This window comes from Frankia alni ACN14a (assembly GCF_000058485.1).
In the GTDB taxonomy this organism is placed as follows: domain Bacteria; phylum Actinomycetota; class Actinomycetes; order Frankiales; family Frankiaceae; genus Frankia; species Frankia alni.
On record NC_008278.1, the window covers coordinates 1,877,455 to 1,890,761 of the forward strand.

Genomic DNA, 13,307 nt, shown 5'->3' on the forward strand with positions numbered 1-13,307 from the left:
CGCTGTGCACGGTCTGCCGGCTCGGACCATACACAGCGTGCCGCACTCGCCTGCCCGGATCGGCTTGGGACGGCCCGGGACATCGAGAGCCGTCTCGTGGAAGAAGGAAGGCGGTCAGACCTCGGGGTACAGGGAGTAGCTGGGGAAGTTGCCGACCAGGCGTTCGTTCGGGTCGGGGCCGACGGTGACGGCCCGGGCGAGGTGGGCGCCGCCGACGAACGCGCCCTTCCAGGACGCGCCGCGCCCGCCGAACGGCTCGTCGCGGTCGCCGCGCGAACGCGGCTTGTTGACGCCGACCTTGAACGCCTGCAGCTCCCCGGCGAGGCGGCGGGCGTACGACTCGTCGTCGCAGGCCAGGGAGGCGACCAGCGCGCCGTTGGAGGCGTTCATCGCTGCCAGCAGCTCGGCCTCGGAGTCGACGACGATGATCGTGTCGACCGGCCCGAACGGCTCGGCGTGGTGCAGCGCGCTGGAGGCGGGCGGGTGCAGGATCGCCACCGGTGGGACGTAGGCGGAGGTGTCCTGCCCGGGGATGAACCGGCCGTCGGCGATGTCACCGCGGTAGAGCGGCACACCGCCCTTCGTGATCGCCTCGTCGACCTTCGCGGCGAGTTCGGTGGCCTTGTCGGCGGTGATGACCGGGCCGTAGTCCAGCTCGGGCAGCGGGTCGTCGTCGGCGGCGACGGCCAGCGGATGGCCGAACCGGACCCCGGCGACCACCGGCAGGTACATCGCGAGGAAGCGGTCGAACAACTGGCGCTGGACGACGTAGCGCGGGTAGGCGGTGCAGCGCTGCTTGCCGTACTCGAAGCCCTTCTTCAGGTGGGCGGCGAGGGTGTCCCACTGGGAGAAGTCCCAGATGCCCCAGGCGTTGAGCCCCTCCTGCTCGAGGAAGTGGCGCTTGCCGGTGTCGACGAGGGCGGCGGCGACCTGCCCGCCGGCGGAGCGGCCGCCGACGAACGCCAGGCAGCCGATCTCCGGGGCGCGCACCAGCGCCGAGGACAGCCGCGAACCCGACCCGCTCACCAGCGAGACCGGCAGACCCTCCCGGCGGGCCAGGGCGCTGGCCAGGGTCAGGCAGGCGGCGCCGCCGTCGGTGGGGGTCTTCGCGATCGTGCCGTTGCCGGCCAGCATCTGGACCAGCATGGCGTGCATGAGCACGCTCATCGGGTAGTTCCAGCTCGCGATGTTGCTGACGGGGCCCGGCAGCGGGCCGCGGCCGGCGATCATGCCGTCGATCTCGTCGAGGTACCAGCGGACGCCGTCGAGGGCGCGGTCGACGTCGGTGAGGGCGAGGCGCCAGGGCTTGCCGATCTCCCAGACGAGCAGCAGCGCGAGCAGCTCGCGGTGGGCGTCCATCGCGTCGACCGCGGCGCGGACGCGGGCCTTGCGCTCGGCCAGCGCCACGTCGCGCCACTGCTTGTGGTCGTCGAGGGCGGCCCTGATCGCCTCGTGCGCCTCGTCCTGGCCCAGCATGGGCGGCCCGGCGATCGGCGAACCGTCGACGGGGGAGTGGCTGTGCAGGGGACTGCCGGTGCGGCGCCACTGGCCGCCCCACAGGTTGCGCAGGCGGTCGGCGTCGAACGCCTCCGGGACGATCTCGTGGCATCGGGCGAACGCGTCGGACCAGGTCGTGCCCGGCTTGATGTGGAGTCGCGGCTGGGGGGTGCTGGTGGTCGCGGCCATACACATGAGATTGACGGTCAACCGCCAGATGCGCCACCAGTCGAGTGCCATATATCGCACATCCGATAATTCGATCGCGCGCAGAGATCGGGGCCGACTGATTGAGGGACGGTTAATTGACGCGACAACCCCTCATTAGACGATCGGACGCGGATCGTCCGATTTTGGCGAGGCCCGGGCCCCGGGTCGGCCGTGGCGCCCCGATCGGGGGCCGACGCCCCTGACCGGCCGAAACCGCTGCCGTTCCGGTGCCGAAGCCGGCGATCCGGGTGGGCGGAGACCGTCCACCGCGTACTATTTCCGGCATGTCGGATGCGTTAATGGGGGAAGACGCGGGCGTCACTCGGACGCTGTCACGACCTCTGGTGTGTACTTCATCACGTAGAGTGGAAGGGTGTCCGAACCATCTTTCGTTCGCGTCCGCGTCGTCGCCCGGACGATTCGATCCTGATTCCCGGATGTGTGATGACGGCCAGTGTCATGCCGCCGTCGGCTGCTGAAGCCGACTCCATCGAGGGCTCCGCACCGATCCGGGTCCTCGTGGTAGACGATCATGAGCTTTTTCTGCAGGGCCTCCAGACGGTCCTGGAGATCGAGGAGGACATCAGCGTCGTCGGCCGTGCCGGTGACGGCCAGGAGGCGCTGACCCTGGCCTCCGGCACATCGCCGGACATCGTTCTGATGGACGTCCGCATGCCCGGCCGGGACGGGATCGCCGCGGCCGGGGCGATCAAGCGGGCGGTCCCGCGCACCCGGATCGTGATGCTCACCGTGTCGGACGAGGAGTCCGATCTGTTCGAGGCGATCAAGGCGGGTGCCGTCGGGTACCTGCTCAAGTCGATCCCGCCGCACGAGGTGGCGGACGCCGTGCGGGCCGTGCACAACGGGCAGAGCCTGATCAGCCCGTCGATGGCGTCGAAGCTGATGGTCGAGTTCGCCACGATGGCCCGCGGCACCGAGGACCGCCCCCGCGTCAACGCCCCGCACCTGACCGCCCGCGAGCTCGAGGTGCTCAAGCTCGTCGCGGAGGGCCGCGCGAACCGCGAGATCGCCCGCAAGCTGTTCATCAGCGAGAACACGGTCAAGAACCACGTGCGCAACATCCTGGACAAGCTGCAGCTGCACTCGCGGATGGAGGCCGTGATGTACGCCGTGCGCCAGGGCCTGTTCGACATCGAGTGATCGTCCTGGCGGCTCGACGCGCGGCCCCGACCGGGGCACCTTGATCCCGGGCTGTGGGGACGGCCAGGATCGATGCCGTGGACACGGCATCGGCCAGGAGCTGATGACCGATGTCGTCCGCGCCGCGCGATCTGCCAACTGCTACAAGGTCCAGCTCCTGTCCCGCAACGACCGCAGCGAGGCGCACCTCTTCTACGAGGCGACCGGCTTTGCCCCCTCGGCAGCCGGCGTCCGGATGTACCTGGACTGACTCAGGCTTCGGCGTCCGCAACGGGCGCGGGCCGAGGTTCCGACGCGCGCGGGTTGACGGGTTCTGGCCGTGCGGCGGCACGACGCGCGTCCCGAAGGAGTGCCTTGAAACTGTGTAGAAGGCATGCGAAAAACCTTGGATGGGCCTGTTCGTCCTGGTCGGAGATCTGCCGTGTCGGTGACGCTTTGGAGGTGTTCGGACGGCAACCGGGGGCAGTTCAGCTCAGCCGCCACAAGTGGACCGTCCCGTCGCCGCTGCCGGTGGCGAGAGTTCGGCTGTCTGGCGCGAACACCACCGAGAGCACGGCGTCGCTGTGACTGGTGAGGGGGGCCCCGATCGGCCGGGGGTGGTGCGGATCTGCTACGTCCCACAACTGCATGATCCCATCGTTGAACCCCGCGGCGATGGTGCGGCCGTTCGGCGCAAACGTGAACGATTCCGGCATATGGCCGTCGGTGAACGGCTCGCCAAGCGGCTGGAGGTGATGCGGGTCGGCTATGTCCCACACCCACAGTGTCTGACTGCCGTTACCGACAGCGAGGGTACGGCCGTCTGATGCGAACGCCAGCGATCCCGCCGTGTAGCGGCCGATGAGGGGATCACCCAGTGGGTGGGGGGCGTGTGGGTCGGCGACGTCCCACAGCCGGACTGTTCCGTCGCTGCCGCCGACGGCGAGGGTGCGGCCGTCTGGTGCGAACACCATTGAATCCACCTCATGGCTGCCTGTGAGGACGCCAATGGGGTCGGGGTGGTGTGGGTCGGCCAGGTTCCATAGTCGGACTGTTCCGTCGCTGCCGCCGATGGCGAGGGTGCGGCCGTCTGGTGCCAGCATCAGTGAATCCATCGCGCGGCTGTCGGGGAGGGGGCCGCCAATGGGGTGGGGGTGGTGTGGGTCGGCCAGGTTCCATAGTCGGACTGTTCCATCGCTGCCGCCGATGGCGAGGGTGCGGCGGTCTGGAACGAACGTCACTGACCACACCACGTCGTCGTCTGCAGCGAGGGGGCCGCTGAGCCGTTGGGGGCGGAGTGGGTCGGTCACGTCCCACAGCCAGACTGTCCCATCGTCAAGGCCGACGGCCAGGGTGCGGCTGTCTGGAGTGAAGGCCATTGACCACACCGCGTCCCGGTGACCAAAGAAGGAAACGCCGAGTGGCCTGGGTCGGAACGACCCTGGACTAGGGGCGAGGGCGGCCTCGGGAAACGCGGGCGGTGGGATAGCCATCGCCTGGCGTGGCCGGACGGGGAATGCTGGCTCCACTTCGGGCTTCACCCGGCCCGCCAACGCCCCCCGCACCTGCGTGAGCAGGCGATCGCGAGCATCATCGACAGGGAGATCGAACAGGTCGATCGACACCACCGCGCCCAGCAAACCCGGCCTGGCGCAGTCTTCGATGCGAACGGGTAGCAGCTTGCGTTCGAGACCATGGGGGTCGCTGGCCTGCACAGCTCCCCACTCCTCCTGCCCATACACAGAAGTCAGATATGCGGTAGACAAGACGGCAACCATGCGTGTCGAGTGCATTACTCCTTGTTGCATTTTGAAGCGCCAGTTCGACCCGGGCACGAAATCCCACGCCTGGATCAACACTCGGTAATCTGCACTCTCCAGCTGCCAAGCCAGCCACTCCGCCCAAGGACTGTCCACTGCCGTGTAGGAGATGAAGAAGTCCCATCCCGCCACACTGTTACCGAGCGCCCCCATAGCGCAACATCTTCTACCCTCGTTGTAGTAGCTAGAGCATCGCCTCCGGCAAGTGCGCGGCGCCCTACTGGCTCAAGGGGTTTGACGCTCCAGCGGGGCCCGATGAGGCGACGCCTCCACGAGTTGCTGGCCGGAGATGGGCGGGCCATTCGGGTCGTTGCCGCGCGACGCGGCTGCCATGTCTCTCGGTTGGGCCGGAAGGGCGGCTTTACGGCAGCGCAGAACTCTCGTCGCCGATCTTGGTTGGCTGCTGCCGTTACGAGTGCAGGACGGCGCCGTGACCTGCTCTTCAAGCAGGTGAACGGGTCCGATGCCTGCGCAGCATGGCTCCGACCTGAGTACCTGGTCGGAGATGATGACCTGGGGTGGGTGACGGGACTTGAACCCGATCGGGACACTCCTCCGACCTGCACCTTTCACATATGGCCTGGTCAGAGGGTCAGGTTCGGTGAGTCCCGGTGAGCTTCCGTCGGGTTGCACCGGTGCGTGTTACCGCTGGTGCAACCTTCCGATCATGGTTGTGGGGCCGGCTGCTCCGTGCTGCTCTCGGGTGGACAGTAGAACTACTGCCACAGTAGCCCGCCCGCGCGCACCCGAGCCGAACCACCGGGACGGCTTCGTTGTCCGGTCGCATCCGGACCTTCGGGGGCGCGCTGCGGCTGGTTCTCTCTGTCTGTGTCCCTGCTCCGGTGCGCGTGGGGTGCACGGGTTGGCGGGCGCTGCCTTGCCTGGCCGGTGGGTCGTTGCCGGCGGCGGGGGCCTGGCGGTCGTCGCTGCGGGGAGCTGCATGCCTCGGCCGGCGAGTGGGTCCGCTGTCGGCCTTGTCCGGGGTCGTCGGAAGTAGTGCGCTCGGGCGGTCTGGGGCTGCCGGTAGGGCCTGGAGGCGCCGGAGGTGTGGCGCCCACTACTCCGAATCGCCACTTCCGTTTCGTCGCATGACAAACGATACGTTGCGACGAAACGATAGAGCGTGAGTGTTCCGGTGAGGCTGCGGTCGTCTGACCAGGAAGAATACCTGTGCGCCTGGTTCCCAGGGCTCTTGGTCGGCGGGGCGCGGGGGTTCCGGTGCCTCGGCGGGGGTGGCGTGGTCGGTCGGGTCGGCGGCGGCCAGCGCAGGCCGAGAACAGCGCGGTCTGTCGGCCCCTCCATTTTTTCGCCCTTGCCCGACGGTGCCTCGCCTTAGCGGAGCGGTGGGCACGTCAAGGGTCATCCGAAGGATGATCGCTTGCGACGCGTAGCGTCCTTGACGTGTCCGCCGGTCCGTTAAACGATCCGGCGCCAGCGGAAAAGGGGGAAACCTGCCGCCGGCGACCGTTCGGTCTCAGCCGTAGGACTGCCGGTGTCCACCCGGCTGGTAGTAGGACATCCCCCGGGAACAGGAGACCCTGCGGGTTCAGTCAGCCCACACGTCCCAGAGCCGGACCGTCTGATCGGTGCTGGCGGTGGCCAGGGTCTGCCCGTCCGGCGCGAACACCACCGACCACACCCCCTTGGTGTGGCCGGTGAGGGGGTTGCCGATCGGTCGGGCGTGGGACGGGTCGGCGACGTCCCAGAGCCGGACCGTCTGATCGACGCTGGCGGTGGCCAGGGTCTGCCCGTCCGGCGCGAATACCACCGACACCACCCAACTGGTGTGGCCGGTGAGGGGGTTGCCGATCGGTCGGGCGTGGGACGGGTCGGCGACGTCCCAGAGCCGGACCGTCTGATCGTTGCTGGCGGTGGCCAGGGTCTGCCCGTCCGGCGCGAACGCCACCGACCGCACCCTGTTGGTGTGGCCGGTGAGGGGGTTGCCGATCGGTCGGGCGTGGGACGGGTCGGCGACGTCCCAGAGCCGCACCGTCTGATCGTTGCTGGCGGTGGCCAGGGTCTGCCCGTCCGGCGCGAACGCCACCGACTCCACCCCCTTGGTGTGGCCGGTGAGGGGGTTGCCGATCGGTCGGGCGTGGGACGGGTCGGCGACGTCCCAGAGCCGGACCGTCTGATCGGTGCTGGCGGTGGCCAGGGTCTGCCCGTCCGGCGCGAATACCACCGGCCACACCCCCTTGGTGTGGCCGGTGAGGGGGTTGCCGATCGGTCGGGCGTGGGACGGGTCGGCGACGTCCCAGAGCCGCACCGTCTGATCGGCGCTGGCGGTGGCCAGGGTCTGCCCGTCCGGCGCGAACACCACCGACCACACCCCCTTGGTGTGGCCGGTGAGGGGGTTGCCGATCGGTCGGGCGTGGGACGGGTCGGCGACGTCCCAGAGCCGGACCGTCTGATCGACGCTGGCGGTGGCCAGGGTCTGCCCGTCCGGCGCGAATACCACCGACCGCACCCCCTTGGTGTGGCCGGTGAGGGGGTTGCCGATCGGCCGGGGGGTGAGAGGCCGTGGCGATGAGGGGTGCGGGTCGGGGAAGGCGGCCGGTTGGGACGGTGGCATCCGGCCGGGATGGACGGGGATCCCCGCGGGCCTTCGCCTCCTGTTCGATCTCCGTGGCATCCGGCCGGGACCGACGGGGAACTCCGGCTCGGCCTCGGGTTTCACCCGGCCGTTTAACGCCCCGCGTACACCCGCGAGCAGACGGAGCCGCGCTGTGTGAGGAGCGACGCCGAACAGGTCCACGGAGACCACCGTCCGCAGAACCCCAGGACGATCACAGTTCTCCACCCGGACGGGAAGCAGCTTACGGGCGAGTCCTTCCGGGTCCGCGGCCCGCGCAGCCCGCCACTCTTCCCCGCCGTAGACCGACGAAAGATACGTCTTCGACAGGACCGCGATCGTCCGCGCCGCCTGGGTGACGCCCTGTTCCATCTTGAATCGCCAGTCCGACCCGGGCACGAAATCCCACGCCTGGATCAACACCCGGTAATCGGCGGCCTCGAGCTGCCAGGCCACCCACTCCGCCCACCGTTGATCAGCCTTGGTGTAGGAGATGAAGAAGTCCCACCCGGCCGCGCCGTCGCCAACCCCCGACATAGAGCAACATCTTTCACCATGGGCACCGTCCACGGCACATCGCGTCAGACCTTGGCATTGCTGATCGTCGCGGGGGTTGTGACGCTCCGAGGTGCCCGACGGGTCGACGCGCCCGCGGGGACGACGCCCCGATGGGGTGCCGACCGGAGGGAGGCGGGGCCCCGTCGTGGCGCGGCGGCACCGCGCAGGCGCGGCGCGCACGGCGGGGGCGCGGCGTGTGCGGCACGGCCCCCGCGGCGGCCCGAAGGGCCGCCCTTGAAACCCATAAAGAAAGTTCGCGACAGACTCTGCTATGACGTGTTGGTGCTGGTCAGAGGTCGGCGGCTCCGGTGATGGTGTGCAGGTGGTCGGCGAGGTTGCTGGCTCCTGGGTGGCCGGTGGCCTTGATCTCGCGGTAGACCTCGGTGAAGCTGTCGGCGATCATCGCGGATGCGGTCAGGGGTGTTGCGTCGATCGCCTGGTGTGCCAGCCGTAGGGCTGCGTCGGGGTCTCCGGTGCGGGCGTGGGCGACAGAGAGACTGGCCTGGAACTCCAGAAGATCGCGGGGCATGTTCGGGTCCGCGTTGTCGATGGCGGACTGAACGAGAGGGATTGCGGCGGCGGAATCACCGCCGAAGATCATCGAAACGCCATTGAGATAGAAGATCACTTCGGGGGTCACGAAATAGGCATAAGGGGGTGCGTCGTCCGGCGCGGCCTCGCCTATGTGTCGTTGGGCTTCGTCGGCGGCGGCTCGGGCGGCTTCACGGTCTCCGGCTCGGCCGTGGGCGACGGCAAGTTGTCCGGCGAGGATGGCGTTTTCGGTGGTGGTGAGCCGTCCGCGGCTTCCGGCTCGCGCGGATCGTAGAAGATCGATGCCGGTGCGGGGGTCTGCCTGTCCGCATGCCTGAACGGCCATGCAGCGCAGGATGTTCGCGGCGATGCCGGGGTTGTCGGCTTCGTGGGCGGCACGCAGTCCGACGAGGTAGAGGCGTTGGGCGGTGCCGTGCTGGCCGCTGTCCTGCGCGGTCCAGGCGGCCATGCGGGCGAGTTCGGCGGCGATGCCGTGGAGTGCCTGGCCGTCGGTCTGGGTATAGCTGGCGTTGCGTAGGACGCGGACGACGAGTTGTAGCTGTTCGAGGATCATGCCGTTGACGGCTTGTCCGCCTAGCTTGTCGTCGAGGCGGCGCAGCGCGTCCATGGTGGTGGTGAGGTCGACGATGACGGATGCGTCGGCACGTCGTCCGGAGAGCGCAGCAGCGATGCGGGCGGGATCGGCGACGAGCCATTCATGGGCGGCGCCGATGAGGGTCACGCCGGTAAGGGCGGTGAACTGGCGGCGATCGATGGCCGTCACCTCCTCCCATGCGTTGGACAGCCCGGAGGTTGTCCAGAGTTGCCGGACCCACTCATCGTGTGCGCCTGGCGGGCCGCTGGGCAAGGTGTGGCGGGTAACGATGGTGGGGCGTTCGGTTTCGCGCGTGCAAAATCCCAGGTCGACGCGGCTCGTGGCCATGACGTGGGCGTAGGCGGATTGCCAGTCCTCGCCGGGATACGCCCATCCTCGTTCATGTCTCATGATCGTCTGCTCCGAGGCGATCGGCGGGGAGAACGGCACGTCGACAGGTCGGATGGCGCGGACCTTGCGGGCGAGGGTGGCGCGGCTCCAGCCAAGGGCGTGGCGGGCGGCGGTGAGGCGTTCGGGTTCCCATCCGGGGTGACGGGCGCGCAGTATCCGGCCGCGTTCCTGTTCGGACTCGACGGATCGGGACCGTGAGAGGGCGGGCATCGGCTCTCCGAGCGCAGGCAGACGAGGGCAGAAAAAGGGTAACCGTCCGGTGACGCATTCTTTCGCGGTTCGTCTGTGGTCCGCCGGGCTGGCGGCCCTAACACTTTCCTAACCCGGCCGTGCGGGATGACGTCGAGGGCACCGGTATGTGTTGGGTGCCGGGCGGCAGATGCGTTTACGTGCCCCATCGACGGGATAGCCGCATCGGGTCCTTCCCCGTCACTCTGAAAGCACCAGCGCGAGCAAAGCCGCAGGTAGCGGACGCCGCGGTGTGCCTGCCGCCTGGCGGGGCGCTGGTCGTCAGGTTCGCCGGAAGGGGGCTGGCCATGGCTGGGTGCGAGGAACGGGCCGGGATCGGCGGGTCGGGAGACCGCGTGCCGGTCGGGTCGGTCGTCCAATGGGGGCTGGCGACCTTCGGTTCGGGGCGGCAGTTGGAGGGGCTGATTGGCCCGTTCGAATCGCCGGCGGCGGCGGAGGGGCACGCGCGGGAGCGGTGCTATGGGGATTGGACGGTGGCGCCGATGTTGTGCGTGACCACGCCGGAGGGGGTAGCGGTCCTGTGAGTCTGATCGAGGGTGACGGTCCGGACGACTCCCGGTATCGCTGGTTGCCGGAGGTGGTGTTACCCGACACGGATGGTCTGCTCGTCTGCGCGGAACCGGTGTGGGACGGGCAGGCCGGGCGGCCGAAGATGGAAGCGGACTTCTGGCCGGTCGCGGCTGGGGTGCTGCTGGAGGCTGCGTTCGGTGCGGCCGGGCGGCCGGGGGTGATGGCGGTGGTCGTGCACCGCGGCAGTCGGGATCTGGTCGCGTCGCGGTTGGCGATGGTGGTGGGCCTGCGGCTGGCGGTGCGCTCCGCCCGGCGGGGGCTGGTGCTGTGCGGCGGCCCGTTGAACGGGTTGGATGCCACGTTTCAGGGGCGGCGGCCGGTGGCGCATGAGGTGCTCGTGTGGGAGTCGGGGGATGTGTGGGTGCCCCGGCGGGTGTGGGAGGTCATGGCACCGGACCGGTATGAGCAGTGGGTGAGCCGGCGGCAGATCCTCGGCCTGGACCGGCGGCCGTGACCGCGTCCGGCGGCCAGACCGGTGACGGGCCGCCGTCGTTGGTGGAACGGCTCGGGCTGGTGTTGTCCGCGCGGATCGCCGGGGAGCTGCCCGACGCGGACCGCGACATGGTGGAGGTGGTGGTGGGTCGGGTGTTGGAGCTGCTGGCCCGGTCGGCGGCGGTGAACCGGTCGCATCCGCTGGCGGACGCGACGTTGTATCTGATGGCGCATGCGTTGGAAGACCAGGATCTGCACCGGTCGTTGGCCGGTATCCGGTTGCAGCTTCCGGGGCTGACCGTGGACACCGCGGCGTTTCACCGCGAGGCGGAGTTGCTCCGCTGGCTGGGCCGACGCGGGGGACCTTCGCAGGATTGATCGCGGCATTGTGAGCCGGTGACGGGTCAGAGGTCACGCCTTCCTGCCACCGGGGGAGGGCCTCGTGCGTCTCGTCCACACGGCGGGGTCCGCTCCCCTCGTGATCGGCACGCCGGCCGGTCACGGAAGTCGGCCCCGGACTGGTAGGCGCCCCCTCGCCACCGGTCCGGGGCCGCACTCGTGCCCAGACGAACGCCTGTTTCTCGAGCACGGTGGGGTGGCGGCGGGGCGGGCGGGGTGCGCCCCGGGGGTTCTCCGGGTCGCCTCCGGGTCTGGTCCGGGCTTTCTCCGCGTGCACTCCGGGCCGTCCACTCCGTGTCGGCTCCGGGCTGACGCGCGGTGTACTCCGCGTCTGCGCCGGCGGAATTCCGTGGAATAACCGAATCTGCACTGTTCCAAACCGGTATGCGCGGCGGCAGGGTAGGTGGAGCGGGAACCATTCCGGTTTCCGCTTCTCCCCTTCCTGACCCCCGGGGTTTTCCTGTGCGCTGCCGCATTCTTTGCCGATCACGTGAACGGTCCCAGTGGGCACCGGCCGTCGATCCCACCCCACCCGATGGGAACATGCGTTCGATTTTGGTCGTTGGGTGGGGTGCGGGTGGGGCCTTGATCGTCCTGCCGCTGGTTGCGTGTGCTGTGACGCCAGGTGGACGGGCTACCTCGTGGGGCCGCGGTGGCGGTCCGGGTCGGGCTCGGGGCGTGTCTCTGACTGCTGCCCTGTTCCTGTTGACCCTCGTTGCCGGGCCCGTGCGGCCGGCGGGAGGGGTCCGCCTGGAAGCGGTGTTCGTCTGATGCAAGCTCGACGTGACGGCGGGAACGGCCCCGACGGTGAGCCGAGGACGGATCCGGACGATGATGTTCGTCTTTACGATCCGGAAGAGGCTGCGACGTTGCTACGGGTGCGGGAGTCGACGTTGCGGGAATGGGTGCGCCGTCGCAAGATCCCACACCGACGGTTGGGGCGGGCCATCCGGTTCTCTGCCGATGACCTCCGGAAGATCATTGCCGGGTCGGGGGTGGGGCCGGTGACGGGTACCGCCGCTGCCGGGCTCGTGCCGGCCTCGGTGGTACCCGTCCCGCTACCGAAACGGCGCCGATCAGGCCGATAGCTTCTCGTCCCGGCCGGCGTCGGCGGCGCTCGTGACCCCGGTGGCGCCCATCGCCTCGGCGGCGTTCGTGACCTCGGCGGCGTCCGCGTCGCCGGTGATGAACGCGGCCTGTAGCGCGTCCAGGTCGCCCCGGTCGACTTCGGGCAACAGGTGGCCGTACCGGTCGATCGTGGTTGTGATCGACCGGTGGCCCAACCGGCGCTGGATGCTGGGCAACGGCCGTCCGGCGGAAATGAGCCAGGCGGCGTGCGTGTGCCGAAGATCATGGATGCGGAGCCCTGGGACCAACCCGGCTCGGAGGACTGCGGGCCTCCACACCCGGTTGTAGAAGTGGGAGTGACGCACGAGGGAGCCGCGCTGCGTCGTGAACACCATCTCGTCGCCCTCCTTGCCGCTCCACACCGGAATGAGCACGTCGACCAACTTCGCGGGCAGCGTGACGGTCCGCCGTGACGTGCGGGTCTTCGGCGGGCCCAACTGGAGAGATCCGTCGGCCTGGCGTTGCAGCGACTGCCGGACGGCGGTCGTCCCGGGGGTACCGAGAAGATCGACGTTCCGGGCGGTGAGGCCGGTGGCTTCCCCCCATCGCAACCCGGTCAGGGCCAACGTGGTCACCAGCGGCCGATAGTGCGGGGGCAGGGCGGCCAACAGCCGTTCCAGCTCGGCGGGGGTCAGGAAGTGCATCTCCTCCCCGCTCGCCTCCGGCAGTCGGGTCCGCGCGCACGGGTTCCCAGGGCGCATCGCCTGCGGCTCGTGGTCCACGGCGGCCTGGAACAGAACGGACAGCAACCCGTGCTGGTTGCGGATCGTCTTCGGGGCCAACCCCCGTTCCTGCAGGCCCTTCACCCACTGGCCGACGTCGGTGCTGGACACGGCGGTGAGTTCCAGGCCACCCAACAAGGGCAACACGTGGTTGCGGAGGTCGCGTTCGTAGTCCTTCGCGGTGCGGCCGCGCACCCCGGACAGACCCGACAGCCAGTACGTCGCCCACGTCTCGACGGTGCAGGGCAGACCGGCGATCGGACGCGGCGGGCGGCCGTCCTCCACCACGGGCGTCGGGCGGCGGTTGCCGGCGGCTTCGACCAGCGTCTTGTAGACCTCGGCCTCGGTACGGGAGGCGAACTTCTCGTACTCCGGGGTACTGCCTCGGCCACCCTCACGCCACATGACACGGACGTGGTTCGCGCGCTCCTGAATCCAGGCCACGCGGCCCTCCTCTCGGCAAGACCCGAGAG

Annotated in this window: 10 protein-coding genes; 5 read left to right on the top strand and 5 right to left on the bottom strand. The window is 69.3% G+C overall.

Going from position 1 to position 13,307, the window contains the following annotated elements; translation table 11 throughout:
- Window positions 1-114: 114 nt before the first annotated feature.
- Window positions 115-1,686 (bottom strand): aldehyde dehydrogenase family protein, encoded by a 1,572-nt coding sequence (locus FRAAL_RS07535; protein ID WP_041938984.1) that lies wholly within the window; start codon window positions 1,684-1,686, stop codon window positions 115-117.
- 465 nt (window positions 1,687-2,151) lie between these two features.
- On the opposite strand from FRAAL_RS07535, the gene FRAAL_RS07540 reads away from it, so the two are divergent.
- Together FRAAL_RS07540 and FRAAL_RS07545 are read left to right on the top strand one after the other, a co-directional pair.
- Window positions 2,152-2,868, top strand: coding sequence for a response regulator (locus tag FRAAL_RS07540; RefSeq protein ID WP_041938985.1), 717 nt, complete (start codon window positions 2,152-2,154; stop codon window positions 2,866-2,868).
- A gap of 40 nt (window positions 2,869-2,908) precedes the next feature.
- Window positions 2,909-3,118, top strand: a complete 210-nt coding sequence (locus tag FRAAL_RS07545; protein ID WP_256790121.1) for a GNAT family N-acetyltransferase — start codon at window positions 2,909-2,911, stop codon at window positions 3,116-3,118.
- A 217-nt stretch (window positions 3,119-3,335) separates the two neighbouring features.
- Here the strand turns inward: FRAAL_RS07545 and FRAAL_RS07550 are convergent, their stop codons facing one another.
- From FRAAL_RS07550 to FRAAL_RS07560, 3 genes are all read right to left on the bottom strand, one after another.
- Window positions 3,336-4,820, bottom strand: coding sequence for a toll/interleukin-1 receptor domain-containing protein (locus FRAAL_RS07550; RefSeq protein ID WP_011602936.1), 1,485 nt, complete (start codon window positions 4,818-4,820; stop codon window positions 3,336-3,338).
- A gap of 1,393 nt (window positions 4,821-6,213) precedes the next feature.
- Window positions 6,214-7,776, bottom strand: a complete 1,563-nt coding sequence (locus tag FRAAL_RS07555) for a toll/interleukin-1 receptor domain-containing protein (protein WP_011602937.1) — start codon at window positions 7,774-7,776, stop codon at window positions 6,214-6,216.
- A gap of 310 nt (window positions 7,777-8,086) precedes the next feature.
- Entirely contained in the window at window positions 8,087-9,544 is a 1,458-nt protein-coding gene (locus FRAAL_RS07560) for an NsdA family TPR-like regulatory protein (protein WP_011602938.1), read from the bottom strand.
- A gap of 559 nt (window positions 9,545-10,103) precedes the next feature.
- Here FRAAL_RS07560 and FRAAL_RS07570 point away from each other — a divergent pair.
- The 3 genes from FRAAL_RS07570 to FRAAL_RS36025 all read left to right on the top strand — a co-directional run bounded on the left by FRAAL_RS07570 (window position 10,104) and on the right by FRAAL_RS36025 (window position 12,072).
- Window positions 10,104-10,607, top strand: a complete 504-nt coding sequence (locus FRAAL_RS07570) for a hypothetical protein (protein WP_011602940.1) — start codon at window positions 10,104-10,106, stop codon at window positions 10,605-10,607.
- Complete coding sequence (locus FRAAL_RS07575; RefSeq protein WP_011602941.1) at window positions 10,604-10,963, top strand: hypothetical protein; 360 nt, start codon at window positions 10,604-10,606, stop codon at window positions 10,961-10,963. The genes FRAAL_RS07570 and FRAAL_RS07575 overlap by 4 nt, the downstream gene beginning before the upstream one ends.
- A gap of 791 nt (window positions 10,964-11,754) precedes the next feature.
- Window positions 11,755-12,072, top strand: a complete 318-nt coding sequence (locus FRAAL_RS36025) for a helix-turn-helix domain-containing protein (RefSeq protein ID WP_011602942.1) — start codon at window positions 11,755-11,757, stop codon at window positions 12,070-12,072.
- Here the strand turns inward: FRAAL_RS36025 and FRAAL_RS07580 are convergent.
- Window positions 12,061-13,278 carry a tyrosine-type recombinase/integrase gene (locus FRAAL_RS07580; RefSeq protein ID WP_011602943.1) on the bottom strand — a complete coding sequence of 406 codons (1,218 nt, stop codon included), beginning with the start codon at window positions 13,276-13,278 and terminating at the stop codon, window positions 12,061-12,063. The genes FRAAL_RS36025 and FRAAL_RS07580 overlap by 12 nt on opposite strands.
- Window positions 13,279-13,307 lie beyond the last annotated feature (29 nt).

Coding starts and splice junctions, on each gene's coding strand:
- FRAAL_RS36025 (WP_011602942.1), top strand. CDS start 11,755: ATGCAAGCTCGACGTGACGGCGGGAACGGCCCCGACGGTGAGCCGAGG.
- FRAAL_RS07560 (WP_011602938.1), bottom strand. CDS start 9,544: ATGCCCGCCCTCTCACGGTCCCGATCCGTCGAGTCCGAACAGGAACGC.
- FRAAL_RS07555 (WP_011602937.1), bottom strand. CDS start 7,776: ATGTCGGGGGTTGGCGACGGCGCGGCCGGGTGGGACTTCTTCATCTCC.
- FRAAL_RS07535 (WP_041938984.1), bottom strand. CDS start 1,686: ATGGCCGCGACCACCAGCACCCCCCAGCCGCGACTCCACATCAAGCCG.
- FRAAL_RS07540 (WP_041938985.1), top strand. CDS start 2,152: ATGACGGCCAGTGTCATGCCGCCGTCGGCTGCTGAAGCCGACTCCATC.
- FRAAL_RS07550 (WP_011602936.1), bottom strand. CDS start 4,820: ATGGGGGCGCTCGGTAACAGTGTGGCGGGATGGGACTTCTTCATCTCC.